Source organism: Nocardia sp. NBC_00403 (assembly GCF_036046055.1).
In the GTDB taxonomy this organism is placed as follows: domain Bacteria; phylum Actinomycetota; class Actinomycetes; order Mycobacteriales; family Mycobacteriaceae; genus Nocardia.
This window is the reverse complement of sequence record NZ_CP107939.1, coordinates 4,504,676-4,527,421: the sequence shown is the minus strand read 5'-3', so window position 1 is coordinate 4,527,421 and position 22,746 is coordinate 4,504,676. Positions and strand designations below refer to the sequence as shown.

Genomic DNA, 22,746 nt, shown 5'->3' with positions numbered 1-22,746 from the left:
GCAGGTTGTGCGCATTCTGCTCACGCGCATCGAGGTGCATTATGCTGCGGAAATGGCCAATGAAGGCACACCGGCCGTCCGGTTGCGCACCCAGGTTCTGCTGCTGCAGATCGTGGTCGTCACCCTGACCCTCGGTGTCGCATTCGCGGTGTTCGGCTACGTCAGCGATCAACGACTGCGCGATGCGTACGGCCAGCGCGCGCTCGCCATCGCACGCACCGTGGCCGCCGACCCCGCGGTCCGCGGCGAGGTCGCGCAGTACACGGCAGGGACCGTCGCCCCCGACCTCGAGCAGCGACAGCAACTCGCCGCGGGACCGTTGGAGCGGGTCGCGGTCGACACGACCCAGCGCACCGGCGCGCTGTTCGTGGTGATCACCGACGAGGCGGGTATCCGACTGGCACACCCGGACCAAGCACGGCTGGCCGAACATGTCAGCACCGACCCGTCGGAAGCCTTGTCCGGCCGCGAAATCATCGTCGAGGAGCGCGGCACGCTCGGCGACTCGATGCGCGCGAAAGTGCCTGTGGTAGCGCCGGATTCCGACCGGGTGGTCGGCCAGGTCAGTGTCGGTATCTCGACCACAGCGATCCGAGGGCAGCTACTCGACGATCTGCGCACCGCCGCGCTGCTCATCGGCGCGGCGCTGATAGTCGGCATCCTGGGCTCGGCCATGCTGGCCCGCAGGTGGCGCGGGCTCACGCTCGGACTCGAACCGGCCGAACTCGCCGAACTGGTGCGCAGCCAGGCGGCGGTGTTGCACGGCATCGGCGCGGGCGTGCTCGCGGTGGACTCGTCGTGGCGTACGACGTTCGTCAACGACGAGGCACGCAGGCTGCTCGACATCGATACCGGCATCGGTCGGCCGGTCGACGAGATCGGTTTGACCCCAAGGGTTCTCGAAGTGTTTCGGTCGCTCGACGAGCAGCCGACCCCGGCCACCGTCGGCTCGCACATCGTGGTCGTCTCGGCGCGGCCGGTCAGCCGCGACGGCCGCGATCTCGGTGCGGTGCTCACCGTGCGCGACCGCACCGATGTGGAATCGCTGACCCGCCAACTCGATGCGGTGCAGTCGATGAGCACCGTGCTACGCGCCCAACGCCACGAGTTCTCCAACAAGATGCACCTGCTCAGCGGCCTACTGCACGGCAGGCGCACCGAGGAGGCCTCGCATGTCATCGACGAGCTGATCGGCGCGGGCCCGCTCGGTGCGGCCACGCCGGGTATCGACGCTATTCACGATGCATACCTGCAGGCGTTCCTCGCAGCAAAGGCCGCACACTCGCGCGAAAGCGGCGTCGAACTGGTCCTCGGCCCGAACACCTGGGTGGCGGGCAATCTCGCCGATCCCGTCGACGTAACGACCGTGCTCGGCAACCTGCTCGACAATGCGATCGAGGCGGCTCGCATGTCGGACAACCCGATGAAACAGGTGGAAGTCGAACTGGTGCAGGAGGATTCGACGCTGCACATCGTCGTCGCCGACAGTGGGGACGGCATTGCCACCGGCGTGATCGACAGCCTGTTCACCGAGGGCGCCTCCACCCGCGACGATCGCGGCGTACCCGGCGGGCGCGGCGTCGGCCTCGCCTTGATCCGCCAGATCGCGCGCGCCCACGGCGGCGACGTTCGCCTGGCCAGTGCGCACGGCGACAACGCGCCCCTGCTCGGCGCCGAGTTCATCGCCCGAATTCCCGGAGTACTCGTAGACAGCGAGATGCCATGGCCGCAACAAATCTGACCGTCCTGGTGGTCGACGACGATTTCCGCGTGGCGAACCTGCACGCCGGAATCGCCGAATCCATCGCGGGTTTCACCGTCGCGGGCACCGCCAACACACTGGCGACCGCGCGGGAACTGCTCGCCGCACACACTGTCGACCTCGCGCTGGTCGATGTGTACCTGCCCGACGGTTCCGGCATCGACCTGGTCCGTGAACTGCACTGCGACAGCATGGTGCTGACAGCGGCCACCGAAAGCGTCAGCGTCCGGGCCGCATTGGCCGCAGGCGCACTCGCCTATCTCATCAAACCTTTCCCGCATACCGTTCTCGCGGCCCGGCTGGCAGGCTACGCCCGCTACCGCCGCACCCTGGCCACACCCCAGGTCGACAACGCGAGTATCGAGGAAGCTGTCCAGGCACTGCGCCCTGCCCCGGCACCCGCCTTGCCAACCACCGTCGCCTCCCCCACCAAAGACCTTGTCCTGCACACGATCCTCGAAGCGACAGCCCCGTTGTCCGCAGGCGAGGTTGCCACCGCCATCGGCATCTCCCGCGCCACCGCGCAACGCTATCTCGCCAACCTGGTCGGCGCCGGTACGGTCCAGATGCGTCTGCGGTACGGCACCACCGGGCGCCCTGAGCAGGAGTATTCGGCCACACCGCGTGGGTGACCACGAGCTGGCGAGTCGGTTGATCTACGCGGCATGGGGCACATCACCGTCCACCCCACCACTCCCACCGACCTCGCCACCCGCTTCGCCGCCTGGATCGACGACGTCCTCCAACGCCTGAACGACGAAGCAACCGCAACCTGGTGACCACCGGACCGTAAAATCTGCCCGCGCCGAATTGCTCCTCTGAACCGGATAATTCCTAGCCGCACCCCGTCGTGATGCCGAGGGTTTGCCCAGCGCTGGTTTACCGCGCAGTACCGGGCGCTATGGGAGCCGCACCGGGCTTTCCCTTTCCGGGCTCGGGTGCGAGATGTTGGCTTTCAACGTGCCGACTCCACTATCGAAAACCCACCGGCACGGCATTTCGCAGCCGCCACGCCGAAAGTCGATTGCTGACGGGTTGCTTGACCGGGGTGCCGTCTCGAGCTGTGATAGCCGGGTGGCGCAACGATGGTGGCAGGACCTACCGCCTGCGGCGGGCTCGTTTGTCATGGCCACCGGAATCGTGTCGGTCGGGCTGTCTCTTACCGGTTTCGAAGTCGCCTCCTGGATCGTGCTCGCCCTCGCGGCGGCGGTCTGGGTCCTGCTCGCGATCGACTTCGCGACCCGACTGCTATGGCACCGAGCCAGTTGGGAAGCCGAGGCCGATACCCCGCTCGCGTTGACCGCCGTCGCAGCCACCACCGTGCTCGGCGCCCGTGTTTCAATGCTCGGCTGGCACGCCACTGCGGCGGTCATGCTGGTGCTTGCGGCGGCGGTCTGGCCGGTGCTGATGGTGGTGGTGCTGCGGCATTGGAAGCGGCGCATGCCGGGTGCTGCGTTCCTGGTCTCCGTGGCAACCCAGGGATTGGCGGTCCTGACGAGCACGCTGGCACTGGTGGGCGAGGTCGATCGGCTGGCGATGGTGGCGCTCGTACTGTTCTGTCTCGGTCTTGTGCTCTACATCGCGGCGTTCCTCCGGTTCGATCTGCAGCAGGTCTCGACCGGCCCCGGTGATCAGTGGGTGGCCACCGGAGCATTGGCGATCTCGGCGCTGGCCGCATCGAAACTCGTTGCCTCCCATCACTGGACCGGCGCCGCACATAGCGCACTGCGAGCGACCGCACTGATCGTGCTCGGCCTCAACCTGCTCTTCTACACAGTTCTCATGGTCACCGAGGTCATCCGTCCACGCCCCGGATACGACATCCGTCGCTGGGCGACGGTATTCCCACTCGGAATGACAGCGGTCGCCGGCTATTCCACCGGCACCGCCATCGATATGTCCGGCCTGCAGACCCTCGGCAAGTTGCTGCTGGTGGTAGCGGTCGGCGCGTGGCTGTTCACCTTCGCCGTGTTGCTTACGGACCGAACAACATTTGATGTCGACCCCGTCCGCTGACCCTCGACCGCGGCAACCAATGGATGGGCGGGCACTTGCCGGTGTCGTCATCCTCGCGATCGGCGACGTGTCGTATTGCGGAACGACGGGGCTGCTGCTTTGCGCTGCCCGGGTGGCCGGGCGCGTGCTGTTACACGGCCACGACCGGGCCGGGCGGTAGCGTCTGAGGGGTGAGCAGTCTCGAGGTCGCGATCATCGGGTACGGGCTGGCGGGATCGGTGTTCCACGCACCACTCATCGCCGCCGAGCCGCGCATGCGGGTAGCGGTGGTGGTCACCGGGTCCGCCGAACGCGCAGCGCAGACGCGGCGGGAGCATCCCGGTGTGCGAGTCGTCGCCGACGCCGACGAACTGTTTCGCGACACCACCGGACTCGACCTTGTCGTCGTCGCGACGCCCAATCGGACCCATGCGCCGCTGGCACGACGCGCACTGGACGCGGGCCTGCCGGTGGTCGTCGACAAGCCTTTCGCGGTGACCGTTGCCGAGGCCGAGGGCCTCGTGGCGGCCGCGGAACGAGCCGGCCTGGCATTGTCGGTGTTCCAGAACCGTCGCTGGGACGGCGACTTCCTGACCGTGCGCGAACTCGACACCAACGGCCGGCTCGGCGACGTACGGCGTTTCGAGTCCCGGTTCGAGCGATGGCGGCCGGTACCCAAGGGCGGCTGGCGTGAGGTCGGTAGCGCCGACGAGGGCGCGGGGCTGCTGTTCGATCTCGGCAGCCACCTCGTCGACCAGGCATTGACGCTGTTCGGACCGGTGCGCACGGTGTACTGCGAGCTGGATCGCCGGCGGGCCGGGATCAAGACCGACGACGATGCATTCCTCGCCCTCACCCACGAGTCGGGTGTTCGGTCCCAGCTGTGGATGAGCGCGGTGGCCCCGCAGCTCGGTCCGCGGTTCCGGGTGCTCGGTTCGGCGGCGGGTTATGTCACCTATGGCTTGGATCCGCAGGAGGAAGCGCTGCGCGCGGGCCGTCGCCCCGATGCCGGCGACCGACGGTGGGGCGCAGTCGAACCCGAGCGATACGGACAGCTCGGCGCGGACCCCGACACCGTGCCCTACCCGACCGTCGCGGGCGATTACCCCGCCTTCTACTCCGCGATGGCCGCCGCACTGCTCGATGGAGCGCCTGTCCCGGTCGACCCACGTGACGCGGTCGCCACGCTGCGCATCCTGGAGGCGGCGCGGCGATCGGCCGAGCACGGCGAGACGGTGACCGCGTTCGACTGAAACTGCGACGGGCGCGACCAGGTTTCGACGGATACAGTGCGGCGGTGAGCAGAGCGGAATTCGTCGAACGCGGCACGTCGATCGTGGATCGGCTGACCACAACGCAGGTGGCGCCGCCATGGTGGTTGGTTGTCGGGACCGGGGTAGCAGCGCTTTTTCTGGTCGGATATGGACCGGTCTGGCGGCTGACCCGCAACGTCGTCACCATCGCGCACGAGGGCGGCCACGCGTTGTTCGCACTATTGACCGGCCGCAGGCTCAACAGCATCACACTGCATTCGGACACTTCGGGTTTGACGGTGTCGAGTGGAAAGCCCTACGGCCTCGGCATGATTCTCACCGCCATGGCGGGATATCCGGCGCCGCCGCTGCTCGGCCTCGGTTTCGCAGCGCTACTGGGGGCCGAACGGATCACGCTGATGCTGTGGACCGCCATCGCCCTGCTCGTCGCGGTACTGATCAAGGTCCGCAATATCTATGGCCTGCTGACGGTGTTCGGCTTGGGCGCCATCGTTTTTGCCGTGTCCTGGTTCGGAACCGACACACTCCAAGCGGGTTTCGCGTATCTCGGCGCGTGGTTCCTGCTGCTTGCGGGGACCAGACCGGTGATCGAGTTGCAGCGCGGCCGACGGCGGCGCTGGAACAATCCGGGCGGCACCGACTCCGACGCCGATCAGCTGGCCCGGCTCACCCACCTGCCCGGCCTGCTGTGGGTGCTGGTGTTCGGTGCGATCGCGGTCGCGGCGCTGGTCGTCGGCGGCGGACTGTTGCTCGCCGATGCGACCGGGATCTGCATTCCCAACCTGTCCGACGGCACCTGCCCCGCGCCGACCGGCTAGGTGTTCGGCCGGGTTTCCCACGCCGCCATGACCTCCCGCACCAACTCCGCCGGTGCGCGGGTCGCATCCACTGTGATGCCCCACTCGTCGGCGGATAACTGTTCCAACGCCGCCAACTGTGAATCGAGCAGACTCGACGGCATGAAATGACCACGCCGCGCCGCCATCCGCTGCGCGAGTTCGTCGCGCGACGCGGCGAGATGCACGAAGAACGTCTCGGGTGCGACCACCCGCAATCGGTCCCGATAACTGCGCTTCAGCGCCGAACAGCTGACCACCCCGCCGTGTCCCTGCAGCTGCCCCAACCACCCGGCGACGATATCGAGCCACGGCGCCCTATCCGCGTCCGTCAGCGGCACCCCCGCCGCCATCTTCGCTATGTTCTCGACCGGATGAAAGTCGTCCCCTTCGGCGTATTCGACATGCAACGCCTCGGCGAGCAACCTGCCGACCGTCGACTTCCCGCACCCGGAAACACCCATCACCACAACGACCGGCACCGTGACCTCCTCGGTCATACCGCCTCCTCAGCTGCCATCGGCCCGGTCCGTTCTCGGTCTCGGCTGTCGGAGTCACACACTAACCGGGTATGCACGCCGAACTGGGCCTCCAGCGGCTCGGGCCGGCCCAGTGCAGTGGGATCAGCGCCCGATCGGTCGGTGCCCAGTGGGAGTCATCGGTGACGCGACGATCGGACAAGGTCGGCATGGCGGCTGGTCGCGCCGCGGCTCACCGATCAATTCCCAGCGGCCTGCCCGAACTTCCCGTGGATGGCAACAGCGACCACCCCGGTGCAGCACAAGACCCGGATCGCCGGGCATCCGCCGGAGGGTGCGCAGGTCGCGGATTCGACGACCATGATCTGGTGCGATCATCAGTGCCGGGGTCACGATCGGACAGCGGCCCGGCTCAGGCCACGGCGACACCGAATCCCGATTGCGGGCCGCATAGTGCCATCACGATAATCCGATCACCACCGGCCTGCCCTACGGTGCACACGAGAATTACGCCGGCTGGACTCCCCTCCACATGGCCCAGCCGACGAAATGCTCGTTCCCGCTCGTGATCTCGGATCCGGTGCCGAGTGGATTCGGCGGTGCGAACCCATGACCGAACAGTAGGAAACCGGACACCGCCGTTGCTAGCGCGACATCGCACGCTGAGCCCATAAAGGCAGGTAGACCACTCGGAGCGGATATTCCGGACCGGAACGTCCGGGGTCGCTGTTCGCAATGTGACACAGCTCGACGAGCCGTCGCGCGAACAGCGTCCTCGGTGACGCACCGATTCGCAATTGCTCTGCCGACTCGACCGCACGCGCCGCCCGGCCATCATGCCCGGGCGCGTCGGATCCGGCCAAGCAGTCGGTAGTCGCCCTGTCGAGTCCGCCACTTCCACCCACAGCCGGCTCCAGATCTTCGATCCGGACGGTCTCGGCTACCTCGAACTGATTGCTGCGCAGTGATATCGCTGCAAAAAAGGATTCAGCCGACGGGCCGGCTGGACGGCAGATTCACGAAGCTCGGCGCGGCCGGGTCGAGTCGCAGGTGCTGTGGCTTGAGTTCGGTGTTGTTGAGCAGGGGCCGGAAAGCCAGTGCCTTGGGCGAGTTTCCGGCGAAGACGTCGACGCGCAGACGGTGACCGGGCTGCAGTACGGCCTGCGTGGGGATGACGGCGATATCCAGTGGCGTCGCCTTGCCTGCCACCACCGGGTGCACGCTGTCGAGGGTGATCGGGTTGTACGGAGCGGTGTAGTCACCGTTGGCCGAGCGTGCGCTCTTCGCCTCGTCGACGGTGCGCATCGAGGCGGTGAGCTGGCCGGTGCTCAGGACGATGGAGGCGCCCTCGGTCGTGACGTCGTTGATGGTGACGCTCCAATAGCCGTCGGTCGCGTCGTGAATCGTGTTGAGGTGCACATTGATCGGACCGGAGATCACCGTCGGCTCGGTGACCGGGGCGCTGGTGAAGGTGAGGCCGTTTGTTTCGGCGATGCGGGAGTCCTTGGCGCAGACGTCGAGTATCGCGCTCATGCCTGCCGAGCCCTGGGCGGTGTCGCGCGAACAGGCCGTGGTCAGTCCCGGCGCCACCGTCAGCGTGGCCTGGTCTTTCGGCTTCACGCTCGTCAGCGATCCGTCGTGCAGGCTTTCGTCGGTGCTGCCGCTCGCTGCGGCGGAGAGGTAGACGCGGCGGTGATTGACGTCGTGCTGCGGGAACTGCGCCAGGGTGATCCACCCGCCGCCCTGCTGCCAGATGTTGATCGGGCCGAAATCGCTGATCCCGTGGTCGATTCCCTTGAGCCACTTGTCGAACCACACCCGCTGCATCACATCCAGTCGCGGCGGGGCGACACCGTAGCCGGTGCCCGCCCCCGGATTCGCGTGATAGGTGTCGCCGACCACGAGCTGTTTCTTGCCCGCGGGCAACGGGATGGTGTTGTAGAGCTTGGTCGCGCTGTTGGCGAAGATGTCGTGCCAGCCGCCGTAAACAAAGGTGGGCACCGTGATGCGCTCGGGGTGCCCCAGGATGCCTTGGCGGAAGGCACTGTCGGCGTCCAGCGCGGCTTCCAGAGCGGGTGGGACGTCGTCGAGCGATGGCGTGAGCAGCGCCTGGACCAGCAGATCCACGTTCGTGTTCGGATCGGCGATGCGTTCGTGTAACCACTCCCAGTCGAAAGTGCCGTTGAGCATCGACCGGATGTCGGGCAGCAGCTTCGTCTGGTTCACATTGCTCAGCCACATCGGCAGGAAGGTGGTGCCGACACCGCCGCCCGGCGCGACAACATCGCGCATGAGGTCGCTGCCCGGCTCGACCGGGAAAATGGCTTTCAGCTCGAGCGGGGCGTTTTCGGCCGCTCGCAACTGGTTGATGCCCGCATAGGAACCGCCACTCATCGCGGCGTCACCGTTCGACCACGGCTGGGTCGTCGCCCAGTGGATCACCTCTCGGGTGTCGAGTTGCTCACGTTCGCCCAGCGTTTCCCAGCTGCCCTGCGAGAAGCCGGTACCGCGCACGTCGGCGACCACGAGGGTGTATCCGCTGCGGATCAGGTGTTGGTCGACGCCGAGGACGGTCCGCACCGTGCCGCCGTCGAGTGCATGCAGCAGGTCGCCGAATCCGCTGATCGGTGTGCCGGACAGATTGATGCGCCTGGCGAGCTCCATGGTCAGCGGCTGCAGGCCGGGGATGGACAGGGCGGAATCGACCAGGGTGGTCAGGAGCTTGGTGTACGGGGTGAGGTTCACGATCGTCGGCAACGGCTGCTCGACGATCGAGCCGGAGGAGTCCACCGGCCGGTACACATTGGCTTTGAGCACCGCTCCGTCGCTCATCTGGATCGGGACATCCCAGTCGATGTGGATCTCCGGATATTGCTGCGGACCGTCGTGCAGTGCGGTCCACTCCTCGGTATGGGTGCTGCCGGTCGCTTCCTGCGCCGCCGCGGTCCCGGCGGCACCGACGACCATCGTCGCGCCCGCGGCGACCGCGATCGCTATTCGAAACGTGTGGACGAACCGTGTCACTGCACGCCCCGACAACATGACCCTCCTCGAGCGATATGCGGTCCGTCGACAAAATCAACCCAGAGTGCGAGTCGACCCTAGCAACCGGACGGCGAATAATCGGGCAGGCGCGGCCTGGTCGATTCGTCGCATTTCGCCCGATTCATCCCTATTGCCGCGTCCGTTGCCAACTCGCTTCCCGCTGCCGGAGTCGATAACGTCGACATCCGATCTAGTCCGGCAACGAGGAGATCCGAATGGGTTCAACGATTTTCGCGGTGTTCTTGCCACTTGCCCTGGCGCTGGTGATGTTCGGCCTCGGGCTGACCCTGACCGTCGACGACTTCGCCCGCGTCCTGCGCTATCCCAAGGCCGCCGTCGTCGCGCTGGTGTGTCAAATGGTGCTGCTCCCCGCGATCTGCCTGGGCCTGATCTACCTGTTCCGGCTCGAAGGCGCGCTGGCCGCCGGCATGATGCTGCTCGTTGCCGCGCCCGGCGGCCCGTCGGCCAATCTGTTCAGTCATATCGCGGGCGGCAATGTGGCCTTGAACATCACGCTCACGGCGATCAACTCGGTCCTCGCGGTGTTCACCCTGCCGCTGGTCGTCACGCTGGCGTTCACACTGTTCATGACCGAAGACGCGTCCATCGGGCTGCGGCCGGACAAGTTCCTCCAGGTATTCGCGATCGTGCTGGTCCCGGCCGCGATCGGCATGTGGGTGCATCGCCGCTTCACCGCATGGGCCGACCGGATGCGCAAGAACGTCAAGATCGTGTCGGCCGTGGTGTTGCTGCTGGTCGTCGTCGCGGCGGTAGGACGCGAATTCGACACGCTGACCGAGAACATCGGCAAGCTCGCCGCCATCAGCCTCGTGCTGTCGACGCTGAGCTTCGTCATCGGCTACACGGTGCCTCGGTTCTTCGCGATCGACGCCGACCAGTCGATCGCCTCGGCCATGGAAATCGGCATCCACAACGGTGCGCTCGCCATCGCCGTCGCGTCGACGGTCCTGCACAACAGCGCGATGGCGGTTCCGCCCGCCGTCTACGGAGTACTGATGAACATCCCCGCCGTGATCGCGGCGTATCTGCTGGCCCGACGTGTTCGCAACACCCGTCCGGCAGAGCTCGCGTCCATGTGAGCGGACACCCCGGTCGGCAGGTGGGTAGCCTTTCGGGAGTTCGAATTCGATCCGAAGGGAAACCGACGTCGCGATGCGACCGCTTGACATGGACGATCCGACGCGGATCGGCGACTACCGGCTGCTCGGCCTGCTCGGCTCGGGCGGGATGGGCCGGGTGTACCTCGGGCGCAGTTCGGGTGGCCGCACCGTCGCGGTGAAGGTCATCCGGCCGGATCTCATCGGCGATACGCAGTTCCGTGAGCGCTTCCGCCGCGAGGTCACCGCGGCACGGCGCGTCGGCGGGCAGTTCACCGCCGCGGTGCTCGACGCGGATGTCGACGCCGATCCGCCGTGGCTGGCAACGGGCTACGTGGCCGGATTCTCGCTGACCGAGGCGGTCGAGCAATTCGGCACGTTCACCGAGAACCCGCTGCTGGTGCTCGCGCACGGCTTGACCGAGGCGTTGATCGCGGTGCACGAGGCCGGGGTGGTGCACCGCGATCTCAAGCCGTCCAATGTGCTGCTCGCCATCGACGGCCCCAAGGTGATCGACTTCGGCATCGCCCGTGCGGTCGAGGACAGTGCGCTCACCACCACCGGAAGCGTCATCGGCTCACCGAGCTTCATGTGCCCGGAACAGGTGCTCGGCAAGCCGGTCGGTCCCGCGGGCGATGTCTTCGCACTCGGCGGTGTGCTGGTGTTCGCGGCGACCGGGCACGGGCCGTTCGGTGTCGGCGAGACGGTCCAGATGCTGTTTCGCGTGGTGTACGAGGAGCCACAGCTCGACGGCGTGCCACCGCGGCTACGCCCGTTGGTCGCGGCCTGCCTGGCCAAGGACGAGGCCGCACGCCCGACGCCACAGCAGCTGCATGCCGCGCTGCTCGATCTCGGCGTGCCCCAACGCGCGGGCTGGCTGCCCGCACCGGTGCTCGAGGAAGTCAGCAGGCGCGCGGTGCAGTTGCTCGACCTGGATTCCGGCCCGGTTCGGGTACCGGAGGAGCTGCGCGGACAGGTCCCCGATCCGTCACGCTCTGCTCCGACGATCTCCCGGCAGGCGCTGAACTACCCGTCTACGGCACGGTCCGATCCGCACGCGGCAACGTCCTACGGAGCCGGTCAGCGCGGCACACCCCCATTCGGTCAGCAAGGCACTCCGCCCTACGGGAGCTGGCCGCAGCCGACGGATAGCACACCGGAGCAGGGAGCGCGATCCTACGGCACGCGGACGCCGGATCAAGCCTGGCAGCAAGGCACCCCGTCCTACACAGGCGGGATGGACCGGCCCAGGCAGCCCATACCGATCCATGGCGCGCAGAGTTCGACTCGTTCCGAAAATACGCAGCCGACCCGCAAGTCCGGCGGCCGTCGCGTCGGGCTGATCGCCGGTCTTCTCGTGGCGGCTGCGGCAGTTGCCGTCGGCGGGTTCATCATCGGCGGCCAACTGAAGCGCGAATCTCCAGGAACATCCCCAACTGCCGGTCCATCGGTGGCGGTCAGCACCTCGCGGCCGATGTCGCCTGAACGAGAGACATCCACAACTTCCAGCACCACTACCAGCGTCAGCGACATGCCGACAGAGCTCGTCGGTCATTGGGCCGGAGTAGCCAAAGATGGGTTGGGCTCCTACGAGATATCACTGACGCTCAATGCAGGATCGATCGGCGAGCGTGTCGGCGACTCTTCCAACACTGGCAAACTCATTGGCCTCAGGTGTGGACGAGCGGAGACACTGACCGAGTCGTCCGCTAGTCGGATCACCCTGACAGCCCGGCTGACCGAAAACAGCGGCGGCTGCAATGATGAAGGGTCGACATCACAACTAGAACTTCGACCGGACGGCACGCTGTCGTATCGAACCCGTGGCGTCCTGGGGGAAATGATCGGAACCCTGTCCCGACGCTGACTATCCACTACCTAGGCAAACAGTGAACGAGCGCTCACCGACGACAGCGATTGCCCCATTTTTCCTGAATTTCCGGAGTTGCTGGAAGCTGGTTATTGACATACTGGGAGCAGCAGTAGTTCACGTATTCGGGAATATCAATATCGCCCGGTGCCGCACAGTACTCGGCCAACGTCTCTGCCGACGCCATTGTCACACCGAAACCAGCAGATTGCGCCGCCACTCCTAGGATAAAACAGGCGGCTACTGCGATTCTCTTCATTGACGTCCCCTTCCCCTGTGGACCCGTATGGCCCGGTCGATCGAAAGCCAATAGGCTCCGCCATCGATGTCGACGACCGTAGCACGGTCTGGCATCGCATCGTGGCATGAATTACCGAACTGTCGTCGAGATCGCATGTGGCACAGGATGTTCGCAGGTCAGCTCCCCGATGGCAGAAGGTCCTTCGCCACATACCGCACGAGGTTCCCTGCCCCGTCCAGCCGTGTTCCGCCGCAAAATAACCAGGCCTTCAGCTGTCCCCGAGCACGAGCAACTGCGACACCGTTCGCCCACAACTTCCGATGGGTCAAGTTAGTCCGTGTCAGCAAGGGCTCGGCTGTGTAACGCTGGTTCATGCCAATTCGAAGCACTGGCCTGCGCACCTCAGAGCCCGCCCGACTGCCACACGCGCGGCGGGGCGTCGCGGCCATTGCTGTTCTGGTCGCGAGTGTGATATCGGCCTGTGGTAACGGTTCCGAGCCGAATGTGTCTGCCAGCACCGCGACCGCGGTGACCGCCGGCAACCCGGCCGGTGTTCCCGACCTGACCACGGGGGAAGAAGTCGCTCGCGACATCGAAGTCCCCTGGGGGCTGGCTTTTCTGCCCGGCGGCGACGCCCTGGTCGCGCAGCGCAACAGCGGACAGATCCTGCGGGTGTCCCCGGGCCGGGCTCCCGAGCAGGTGTACGAGGTCCCTGGTGTCGCCGCGCGTGGCGAAGGCGGCCTGCTCGGCTTGGCGGTGTCGCCGCAGTATGCCGAAAACGGTTACGTGTACGCGTATTTCACCGCCGATGCCGACAACCGGATCATCCGGTTCCGGCTCGACGGGACGCCCGAGGTGATCTTCGAGGGGATCGCGAAGGCCGCTGACCACGATGGTGGCCGGATCGCGTTCGGCCCGGACGACATGTTGTACGTCGGCACCGGTGACGCTGGACAGGGCGCGCGGGCGCAGGATCCCGCGAGCCCCAATGGCAAGATTCTGCGGCTCACGCCCGATGGCGACCCCGCGCCGGGGAATCCGATCCCCGGCTCGCCGGTGTACAGCCTCGGCCATCGCAATGTGCAGGGCCTGGCCTGGGATCGCGCGGGCAGACTATTCGCCGCCGAGTTCGGGCAGCGTGCCTTCGACGAGATCAATCGGATCGAGCCGGGCCGCAATTACGGCTGGCCGCTGGTCGAGGGCATGGGCGGCGCCGACCGTGGATTCACCGACCCACAGCTCGTCTGGGTCCCATCGGAGGCGTCGCCGTCGGGCATCGCCATTGCCGCCGACACCCTCTACGTCGCAGCGCTGCGCGGTGAAAGACTGTGGACCGCAATCCTTCACGACGGCGTGGCGAGCGAGCCGGCGGCACAGCTCGAAGACTACGGCCGCTTGCGCACGGTCGATATCGCACCGGACGGCGCGCTGTGGCTCACCACGTCCAATACCGACGGACGTGGTGATATTCGCGCCGGTGACGACCGGATCATCCGCTTCCCCGCACGCTGAGCGAGGCCGCCCACGCTGTGGAACTCGCCGAGTCCGGGACCGTCACGGGAAAGTCATCATCGTTCCCGACCTCGACCTCGACAGCATTGCGCGAGGGATCCTTCTCCTTTTCTCACGCCTTGTCGAAAACTACTGGTGTGCCGAGCAATTCGAGTTCCACCTCGGACAGCTCCCGTTCGGCGTCGAACGTCGTGTCGCGGGTGAGGAGTTCGGCGTAGCGGCCGTTCGTTTCCACCAGCTGCCGATGTGTTCCGCGTTCGGCGATCCGGCCGCGGTCGAGGACCACGATCTGGTCCGCGTCCCGAATGGTGGACAGGCGGTGGGCGATGGTGATGGTGGTGCGGCCTTCCGACAGGGCATCGATCGCGGTCTGGACTTCGCGTTCGGTTCGCGTGTCCAGTGCGCTGGTCGCCTCGTCCAGCACCAGGATCGGCGGATTGCGCAGGATGACCCTGGCGACCGCGAGACGCTGCTTCTCGCCGCCGGAGAACCGGTAGCCGCGCTCGCCGACCATCGTGTCGTATCCGTCGGGCAGGCTCGCGATGTGATCGTGGATCTGCGCGGCCCGTGCGGCGGCGTGCAATTCCTCGTCCGTCGCATCGGGTTTGGCGAAGCGCAGGTTGTCGGCGACCGAGGCGTGGAACAGATAGGTCTCCTGGGACACCACGCCCACGGCGCCGGCTAGATCGGCGAAAGACAGGTCGCGCACATCTGTTCCGTCGATCATGACCCGGCCCGCGGTGGCATCGTACAACCGTGCGACGAGATATCCGAGGGTCGTCTTGCCGGAACCCGTCTCGCCGACCACGGCCAGGCTGGTGCCGGCAGGCACCGTGATGTCGATGTCGCTCAACACATCCCGGGTGCCGGATCCGTAAGAGAAGCCGACGTCCTCGAATCGAACCTCGCCCTCGGCCTCGGGTAGCGGCAGCGGCCGTTGCGGCTCTTCGATGTCGGGCTTCAGATCCAGATACTCGAAGATACGACCGAACAATGCCAGCGAGCTCTGCACCTCGACACCGGTGTACAGCAGCTGCACCATCGGCCGCAGCAAGCTGCTCTGCAGGGTGGTGAAGGCGACCAGCGTGCCGATCGACACCAGCGGATGCCCGGTCGCGACGGTCAGTCCGGCAGCCCAGTACACGACGGCGGGCATCGCCGACATGACGATCTGGATCGTCGACTGTCGCCAGCGACCGGCCATACCCGAGCGGATCTCCAGGTCGACGAGTCCGCGTGACTCCTTCGCGAAGTTGTCGATCAGCGCGGGCGAACGTCCCATGGTGCGTCCGAGCAGAATGCCGCTCACCGAGAGCGATTCCTCCACGATCGCCGACATGCCCGCGAGCTTCTGCTGTCGCTGCGCGGTGATCTTCCTGCGCTCGTTGCCGACACGGCGACTCACCCAGACGAAGAACGGCAGCATGATCAGCGACACCGCGGTCAGCCGCCAGTCGAGCGCGATCATGGCGATGATCGCGGCGACGACAGTCGTGAAGTTGGAGACCAGCGAGGTTGCGGTCGAGGTGACCGTCGACTGCATGCCGCCGATGTCGTTGGCGATCCTGGATTGCACCTCGCCGGTACGGGTCGCGGTGAAGAAGGACAGCGGCATACGCTGCAGCCGGGCATACACCGCGGACCGCAGATCGTGCATAACATGCTGTCCGACGGCGGTGGAGATATAGGTCTGGAGCACGCCGAAAACGCTGGTCGCCGCCGCCACCGCGACCATGCCTGCGGCCAGCAGGGTCAGCAGGCCGGTGCGGCCGTTGGGCAGCGCCTCATCGAGAACTCCACGCAGCATGAACGGCGAGGCGAGCGAGACGATGGACGACAGGCCGACCAGCGCGGCGACCAACGCTAAACGGGTCCGATAGGGCCGGAACAGTCGGACGATCCGACCGAGTTGAGAGGGTGGGGGCTGCATACGCGCCTCCTTTCGCGGAAACTACCCATAGAACTGAGCATGGCTCACAATTATTCCATTGAACAATGAGCTATGCTCAGCTTCGTGGATACCGCTCCCGAGAGTGACCTGCCCGAGCTCTTCCTGCGTGCCGCCAAGCGGATCCGCCGCAACCAGTCGGCCCGCCTCGCACCGCTCGGTCTGACCCCAGCCCAAGCCCGGGCGCTGCGCATCATCGCCCGCCACAGCGAGCCGCTACGGATGGCCGGGCTCGCCGAACGGCTCGATATCGTCCCTCGCTCGGCCACCACGGTCGTCGACGCCCTCGAGTCCGCCGGCCTTGTCGCCCGCGCCCCCGACCCGTCCAACCGACGGTCCACCCTGGTCACCCTCACCGACGCCGGCCGAGCCGCCCTGTCCCGGATGTCCGCGGCCCGCCGCGCGGCCGCCGAAGAACTGTTCTCCGCGCTCTCCCCCAACGAACACGAAACCCTCCGCCACCTGCTGGCCGCCCTTGACGCGGGCGATCACTGCCAGCAGGCCGGTGCTACCGAACGATCGTAAAAAGACCCCCGGGCATGCGGACTTCGGTCCTAGGCTTTGTCCATGACGCCGCTGCAGCGCTATATCGTCGAAGAAATCGCTGCCGACCATGCCGACGGGTTGCTGACCCGCCGCGAGGCGCTGCGCAGGCTCGGACTGCTCGGCGTGGGCACGACCACCGCGGCCACGTTGCTTGCCGGGTGTTCGAACGATGGCCGGCCTGCCGATCAGGTGCCATCGACGAGCGGTTCGGCCGCACCGACGCCGCCGGGGATGAGCACCGCGGTACCCGCCACAACTGTGACATTTTCCGGCCCCGACGGTCGCGAGTTACAGGGCGCCTGGGCGGCGGCGGCACGGCCACGCGGCACGGTACTCGTCATCCATGAGAACAAGGGCCTCACCGACCACATACGTTCGGTGGCAGGACGATTCGCAGGCGCGGGATATTCCGCGCTCGCCGTCGACCTGCTCTCCGAGGCGGGCGGCACCGCCACCTTCACCGACCCGGCCGCCGCCACCGCCGCACTCAGCAAGATCCCGCAGGACCAGTTGGTCGCCGACCTGCGTGCCGGGATCGACGAACTCGAACGGCGAGCGCCGGGTAAGAAAATCGGCGCCACCGGCTTCTGCTTCGGCGGCGGCCTGGTGTGGTTGCTACTGACGTCCGGCACCCCCAAGCTGGCCGCGGCCACTCCGTTCTACGGACCCTTCCCGGACGACGGGGACCTCTCCGGGTCGAAGGCTGCGGTGCTGGCCGTCTACGCCGCGCTCGACGCCCGCATCGACGCGTCACGGCCCGGCGCAGAAGCGGCGCTACACCGCGCTGACCTGCCTTTCGAGGTGTTCGTGGCACCGGATGCCGATCACGCGTTCTTCAACGACACCGGCCCGAGGTACAACCCGACTGCGGCGAACGAGGCGTGGCGGCGGGTGGTGGATTGGTACGCAGCGTGGCTCGGATGAGACGGCTAAGTGGTCGGCGCCTGGGTGGTAGACGTCTGCGGAGCAGGTGACTCCGTCGTCGTCGTTTGGGGGGCCGGCGACTCTGTCGACGTCGTCTGCGGAGCCGGCGACTCTGTCGTCGTCTGCGGAGCCGGCGACTCCGTGGTCAGCACCTGCGGCGCAGGGCACTGCCCCGTCTGCTCACCGAGCACATTGATCTCGGCGTTCGAACGCGGATCACCCGCGTAATTGATCTGATCGGTGCACTTCACATACGTGTCCGCAGGCGGCGGCCCCTCGCCGGTGTTCGGTTGTTGCGCAGGGGCGGGATGCACCGCCGGTCCGGCAGAACCCGGGTTTTCCCGACTCGTTGTCACTGTCGCCGACGCGGACGAACTGGTCGTCGGCGCCACCGTGCTGGTGGATGTCGACACGGTGGCTACTTCACCGTCCGAATCACCCGAACACCCGGTAGCCGCCACGAGAATCGGCGCCATTACCACCATGATTGCCGCTGCGCTGGTACGCAGCCGTGACCCGCTGAGATATCGCATCGTTCGGTTCATTTCCCCTCTGGGCTCCCGCCCCTGTGGACATCGTGACCATCGAGAACGCCGGTGCCATTACAGTTACGGGTACAGACACCGCCACCGGGATACATAGAGCCGCAGCTCGATTCGTATCCTAGACCGACACCTCCGGCCGGCGCGTTCACCCCTCGGCATGTCGAAGACCAGTAGTGACACCACCGCTGATCACGCCCGCAACAAGGCCGCTATCTCGTCTCGCAGTACCGTTTCCGGAGACTCCAACCGCATATGCCGATACTCGGAGACAACGGCCTTGCCCGCCACCAGAACCTCGCGCACATCGCTGGCGGTGGCTGCGTACAGCGCGGCCGCAGGGTCGGCGCCCGCGGTGCGGACCGAGTCGAGGTCGACGGTCACCAGGTCTGCTGCCGCGCCCGCTTCGATCCGCCCGACCTCCGGCCAGCCGATCGAGCCGTGATCTGTTGCCGCGCTGTACAACTGCGCCGGTTCGAAACGCCCGCGCGATCGGCTGGCCAAGCGTTCGTTCAGCTCGAGCGCCCGCCATTCCTCGAAGGCGTCCACCACCGCGTGACTGTCGCTGCCGAGGCACAGCCGCACTCCGGCATCGGCAAGCGCCCGCCCAGGACCGATGCCGTCGCCGAGATCGCGTTCGGTGGTCGGGCAGAAGCACACGCCCGCACGCATTCCGGCGAGCAGCCGGATATCCGCGTCCGTCACATGTGTCGCGTGCACGGCGGTCGTCCGAGGTCCGAGCATCCCGGTCTCCGCGAGCAGCGCGCTCGGGGTGCGGCCGTGTGCGGCAAGGCAATCGCGATTCTCCGCGGGCTGTTCGGAGAGGTGGACGTGCACCGGGCGGCCCGCTGCCTGTTGCGCAACCACCCGCAGCGCCGCCGGCGGCACCGCCCGCACCGAGTGCGCGGCCACCCCGGTACGCACGAGATCCGTCTTCGGGGCGAAGCCGGCGGCGCGTTCGGCCCACGTGCCGACATCGCCGTCGCTGAACCGCCGCTGATGTTCGTCGAGCTTCCAGCCGAATCCGCCGGACAGATAACAGGTGTCGAGCAGGGTGAGTCGGATACCGGCGTCCGCGGCGGCGGCGGCCAAGGCCGCGCTCATCGCGTTCGGATCGTCGTAGCGCGCGCCGTTCGGCCCGTGATGCAGGTAGTGGAACTCGCCGACACTGGTGTACCCCGCGAGCACCATCTCGGCGTACACCCCGCGCGCCAGCCGGTAATACGAATCGGGATCCAGCCGCGCGGCAACGGCATACATCCGTTCCCGCCACGTCCAGAAGGTGCCGCGATCATGGTGGGTGCGTCCGCGCAACACTCGGTGGAAGGCGTGCGAATGCGCGTTGGCGAATCCAGGAATTGTCAACCCCGCCAGTAATTTCCCCGACCGCTCGGAGCCGACTGCCACCGAGCGGATCAGCGCACCGTCGACCTCGATGGACACCGACTCCGCAAGACCGTGCGGCAACCACGCGTACTCGGCCCAATACACGCTCATCCGATCCGCTCCTGTCGCGACACGGGCACCGGAGACTCCATTGCGGCGAAATCGCCCGCCCAATAGCAATATTCGGCCCCGCACGTGATCATCCGGTCAATTCCTCCAGCACGTGCGCGAGGCTCACCGCACCGAAATCCACGTCGATCGGTTCCGCGTATTCTTCTGGGGCATGGCTGATGCCGGTCGGGTTGCGCACATAGAGCATTCCGGCGGGGACGTGCGCCGCGAGGATCCCCGCATCATGCCCCGCTCCGGTGGGCAACGCGGGGACGCCGCCGAGGACCTCGTCCATCCTGCGGCGCAGCGGTTCGTCGAAAACCACATCGTCCGAATAGGACTCCTCGGTGACGGTCACCGTACAACCCTCCTCGGCGGCCGCGATGCGCGCGACTTCGGCGATATCGTCGACGAGGGCGGCGGTGCGGCCTGCACCCGGCACTCGGGCGTCGAGCCACAGATCGACGGTGGAGGCGATCACATTGGTGCCGCCGGGAACCGGAACAAGTCGCCCCACGGTCGCTCTGGCGTCGCGGACTGCGGCGGCGGCACGGCGGGCGGCGCCGATCACCGCGGCGGCGGGCAGCATAGGGTCGTGGCGGTCCGCGATCAGGGTCGCGCCCGCGTGATTGCCCTGTCCGGCGAAGGAGAATCGGTAGCGGCCGTGCGCGATGATGGTGCTGCCGGTGGCGACCGGGCTGTCCATATCGATGAGACCGCGGCCCTGCTCCACGTGAAGCTCGATGAAACAGCCGATCATGGCAAGTGATTCGGGATCGGCGCCGAAACGCTCCGGGTCGTGCCCGGCCTTGGCGGCGGCTTCGGCGAGGGTGATTCCCTCGATGTCACGCAACCCTCTGGCACGGTCGGCATCGAGCGCTCCGGTCAGCAGCCGGGATCCGAGGCACGGCACGCCGAATCGGCCGCCCTCCTCCTCCGCGAACACCAGCAGCGCGAAGGGCTTGGTCGGCGTGAAACCCTTGGCGCGCAGAATATCTACCGCGGCGATGGCACTCGCGACGCCGAGCGGACCGTCGAACCCACCACCTCCCGGAACCGAATCGAGGTGGCTGCCCGTGACAACAGCACCCCGCTGCGGCCGTCCCCACCACGCCCAGATATTGCCGTTACGATCGGTGCGCACCGCGAGCCCGCGCATACCTGCCTGCTCGATGAACCACTGGCGCAGTGTCAATTCCGCATCGTCGAACACATGCCGCGAATAGCCGCCGCGGCCGGCATCACGGCCGACATCGGCGATCTCGCGCAACAGTCGATCGGCGCTCATGCCCGTACCCCTACCAACCGACGCGGCACATCGCTGCTTCGGGCACACGAGATCACCTGTTCTGCAATCACTTACCCTCCTGCATCGGAATCCGTACCCCGCGTTCGGCGGCAACCGCACCGGCACGCTCGTATCCGGCGTCCACATGCCGGATGACCCCCATGCCCGGGTCGTTGGTCAATACGCGCTCGATCTTCTGCGCGGCCAGCGGGGTCCCGTCGGCCACGCAGACCTGTCCGGCGTGAATGGAACGGCCCATCCCGACGCCGCCGCCGTGGTGGATGGATACCCAGCTCGCACCGGAGGCGGTGTTGACAAGGGCGTTGAGCAGTGGCCAGTCGGCGATGGCGTCGGATCCGTCGGCCATCGACTCGGTCTCGCGGTAGGGGGATGCGACGCTGCCGGAGTCCAAGTGGTCACGCCCGATCACGATGGGCGCGCGCAATTCGCCGCTGGCCACCATCTCGTTGAAGCGCAGCCCGGCCAGGTGTCGCTCGCCGTAGCCGAGCCAGCAGATACGTGCCGGAAGTCCTTGGAAGGCAATTCGTTCCCCGGCCAGCGTGATCCACCGGCGCAGTGATTCGTTGTCGGGGAACAGATCCAGGATCGCGCGGTCGGTCGCGGCGATGTCCTCCGGGTCCCCCGACAGCGCGGCCCACCGGAACGGGCCCTTGCCCTCACAGAACAGGGGACGGATGTAGGCGGGCACGAACCCGGGAAAGTCGAAGGCCCGATCACACCCGCCGAGCTTCGCCTCGCCGCGCAGCGAGTTGCCGTAGTCGAAGACTTCCGCGCCACGATCGAGGAACCCGAGCATGGCGTCGACGTGATCGGCCATGGATTCCCGGGCCCGATCGGTGAATTCGTCCGGCTTCTTCGCCGCGTAGTCCGACCAGTCGTCGAGGCCGACGCCACGTGGCAGATAGGCAAGCGGGTCGTGAGCGGAGGTCTGATCGGTGACGATGTCGACCTCGAGACCGGCCTCCAGCAGCTTCGGCAACACCTCGGCGGCATTGCCGATCAGTCCGACCGACAACGCCTTTCGCTGTTTGCGCGCCGCCGAGACTCTGGCCACCGCATCGTCGAAATCGTCGGCGATCTCGTCGAGGTAGCGGTCGTGCACCCGCCGCTGCGCGCGGGCCGGATCACATTCGACCACCAGTGCCACACCACCGTTCATGGTGATCGCCAGCGGCTGCGCGCCGCCCATGCCGCCGAGCCCGGCCGTCACGGTGAGGGTGCCGGCGAGGCTGCCGCCGAATCGCTTGTCCGCCACGGCGGCGAAGGTTTCGTAGGTGCCCTGCAGGATGCCCTGCGTGCCGATGTAGATCCACGAACCTGCGGTCATCTGCCCGTACATGGTCAGACCCAGCGCCTCCAGCCTGCGGAACTCCGGCCAATTCGCCCACTCGCCCACCAGATTCGAGTTGGCGATCAGCACCCGCGGCGCCCACTCGTTGGTCCGGAACACCCCCACCGGCTTCCCCGACTGCACCAGCAGCGTCTCGTCGGCGTCCAGCGTCGTCAGGCATCGGCTGATCGCATCGAAACTGGCCCAGTCCCGAGCCGCCTTTCCGGTTCCGCCGTACACAACCAGATCCTGCGGCCGCTCGGCCACCTCCGGATCCAAGTTGTTGTGCAGCATCCGCAACGCCGCCTCGGCCTGCCAATTCCGCGCGCTCAACTCTGTCCCCCGAGCCGCCCGCACTACCCGTCCCATCACGACCCATTCCTTCCATGGTCGAGTGGCGCATTGCTGCGGCAAACGTCGAGAAGGCCCTTCGAAGGTGTGCCGCTGGCCTCGCGAAAACCGATCGAGCACAGCGAGCGGGTGGACGGGTGGCGCGAGCTGGTCGAGCTCTTGGTGCG

The 22,746-nt window shown here is 66.8% G+C and carries 17 protein-coding genes; 10 read left to right on the top strand and 7 right to left on the bottom strand.

What is annotated here, in order from left to right; all coding sequences use genetic code 11:
* Positions 1-52: 52 nt before the first annotated feature.
* The 5 genes from OHQ90_RS20050 (at position 53) to OHQ90_RS20030 (ending at position 5,849) form a co-directional block, all read left to right on the top strand.
* Positions 53-1,741, top strand: coding sequence for a sensor histidine kinase (locus OHQ90_RS20050; RefSeq protein ID WP_328399652.1), 1,689 nt, complete (start codon positions 53-55; stop codon positions 1,739-1,741).
* The gene (locus OHQ90_RS20045) at positions 1,723-2,394 is read left to right on the top strand and encodes a response regulator (protein WP_328399650.1); all 672 of its coding nucleotides are present in this window, start codon (positions 1,723-1,725) and stop codon (positions 2,392-2,394) included. The genes OHQ90_RS20050 and OHQ90_RS20045 overlap by 19 nt, the downstream gene beginning before the upstream one ends.
* 442 nt (positions 2,395-2,836) lie before the next feature.
* Positions 2,837-3,778: a tellurite resistance/C4-dicarboxylate transporter family protein gene (locus OHQ90_RS20040; protein ID WP_328399648.1), complete on the top strand. Its 942-nt coding sequence runs from the start codon at positions 2,837-2,839 to the stop codon at positions 3,776-3,778.
* 170 nt (positions 3,779-3,948) lie between these two features.
* On the top strand, positions 3,949-5,010 hold the full coding sequence (locus OHQ90_RS20035) for a Gfo/Idh/MocA family oxidoreductase (protein WP_328399646.1): 1,062 nt from the start codon (positions 3,949-3,951) through the stop codon (positions 5,008-5,010).
* 44 nt (positions 5,011-5,054) lie between these two features.
* Positions 5,055-5,849 carry a M50 family metallopeptidase gene (locus OHQ90_RS20030; RefSeq protein WP_328399644.1) on the top strand — a complete coding sequence of 265 codons (795 nt, stop codon included), beginning with the start codon at positions 5,055-5,057 and terminating at the stop codon, positions 5,847-5,849.
* Here the strand turns inward: OHQ90_RS20030 and OHQ90_RS20025 are convergent.
* Entirely contained in the window at positions 5,846-6,367 is a 522-nt protein-coding gene (locus OHQ90_RS20025; RefSeq protein WP_328399642.1) for a gluconokinase, read from the bottom strand. The two genes, OHQ90_RS20030 and OHQ90_RS20025, sit on opposite strands and share 4 nt — an antisense overlap.
* Before the next feature lie 966 nt (positions 6,368-7,333).
* Positions 7,334-9,388 carry a CocE/NonD family hydrolase gene (locus tag OHQ90_RS20020; RefSeq protein WP_328399640.1) on the bottom strand — a complete coding sequence of 685 codons (2,055 nt, stop codon included), beginning with the start codon at positions 9,386-9,388 and terminating at the stop codon, positions 7,334-7,336.
* Between the two features lie 218 nt (positions 9,389-9,606).
* On the opposite strand from OHQ90_RS20020, the gene OHQ90_RS20015 reads away from it, so the two are divergent.
* Together OHQ90_RS20015 and OHQ90_RS20010 are read left to right on the top strand one after the other, a co-directional pair.
* Entirely contained in the window at positions 9,607-10,491 is an 885-nt protein-coding gene (locus OHQ90_RS20015; protein ID WP_328399638.1) for a bile acid:sodium symporter family protein, read from the top strand.
* 88 nt (positions 10,492-10,579) lie between these two features.
* Entirely contained in the window at positions 10,580-12,376 is a 1,797-nt protein-coding gene (locus OHQ90_RS20010; RefSeq protein WP_328399636.1) for a serine/threonine-protein kinase, read from the top strand.
* Between the two features lie 34 nt (positions 12,377-12,410).
* Here the strand turns inward: OHQ90_RS20010 and OHQ90_RS20005 are convergent, their stop codons facing one another.
* A complete protein-coding gene (locus tag OHQ90_RS20005) occupies positions 12,411-12,638 on the bottom strand; it encodes a hypothetical protein (protein ID WP_328399634.1) in 228 nt (75 codons plus the stop codon).
* Between the two features lie 486 nt (positions 12,639-13,124).
* On the opposite strand from OHQ90_RS20005, the gene OHQ90_RS20000 reads away from it, so the two are divergent.
* A complete protein-coding gene (locus OHQ90_RS20000; RefSeq protein WP_328399632.1) occupies positions 13,125-14,132 on the top strand; it encodes a PQQ-dependent sugar dehydrogenase in 1,008 nt (335 codons plus the stop codon).
* Between the two features lie 112 nt (positions 14,133-14,244).
* Here OHQ90_RS20000 and OHQ90_RS19995 read toward each other — a convergent pair whose 3' ends face one another.
* Positions 14,245-16,062, bottom strand: a complete 1,818-nt coding sequence (locus tag OHQ90_RS19995) for an ABC transporter ATP-binding protein (protein ID WP_328399630.1) — start codon at positions 16,060-16,062, stop codon at positions 14,245-14,247.
* An 84-nt stretch (positions 16,063-16,146) separates the two neighbouring features.
* On the opposite strand from OHQ90_RS19995, the gene OHQ90_RS19990 reads away from it, so the two are divergent.
* A complete protein-coding gene (locus tag OHQ90_RS19990) occupies positions 16,147-16,605 on the top strand; it encodes a MarR family winged helix-turn-helix transcriptional regulator (protein WP_328399628.1) in 459 nt (152 codons plus the stop codon).
* A gap of 42 nt (positions 16,606-16,647) precedes the next feature.
* Positions 16,648-17,550, top strand: coding sequence for a dienelactone hydrolase family protein (locus OHQ90_RS19985; protein ID WP_328399626.1), 903 nt, complete (start codon positions 16,648-16,650; stop codon positions 17,548-17,550).
* Positions 17,551-18,284: 734 nt separating this feature from the next.
* On the opposite strand, the gene OHQ90_RS19980 is transcribed toward OHQ90_RS19985, so the two are convergent.
* From OHQ90_RS19980 to hutU, 3 genes are all read right to left on the bottom strand, one after another.
* Positions 18,285-19,589: a formimidoylglutamate deiminase gene (locus OHQ90_RS19980; RefSeq protein WP_328399624.1), complete on the bottom strand. Its 1,305-nt coding sequence runs from the start codon at positions 19,587-19,589 to the stop codon at positions 18,285-18,287.
* Positions 19,590-19,677: 88 nt separating this feature from the next.
* A complete protein-coding gene (locus tag OHQ90_RS19975) occupies positions 19,678-20,877 on the bottom strand; it encodes an allantoate amidohydrolase (protein ID WP_328399622.1) in 1,200 nt (399 codons plus the stop codon).
* A gap of 67 nt (positions 20,878-20,944) precedes the next feature.
* The gene (gene hutU, locus OHQ90_RS19970; protein ID WP_328412961.1) at positions 20,945-22,597 is read right to left on the bottom strand and encodes a urocanate hydratase; all 1,653 of its coding nucleotides are present in this window, start codon (positions 22,595-22,597) and stop codon (positions 20,945-20,947) included.
* Positions 22,598-22,746: the final 149 nt, after the last annotated feature.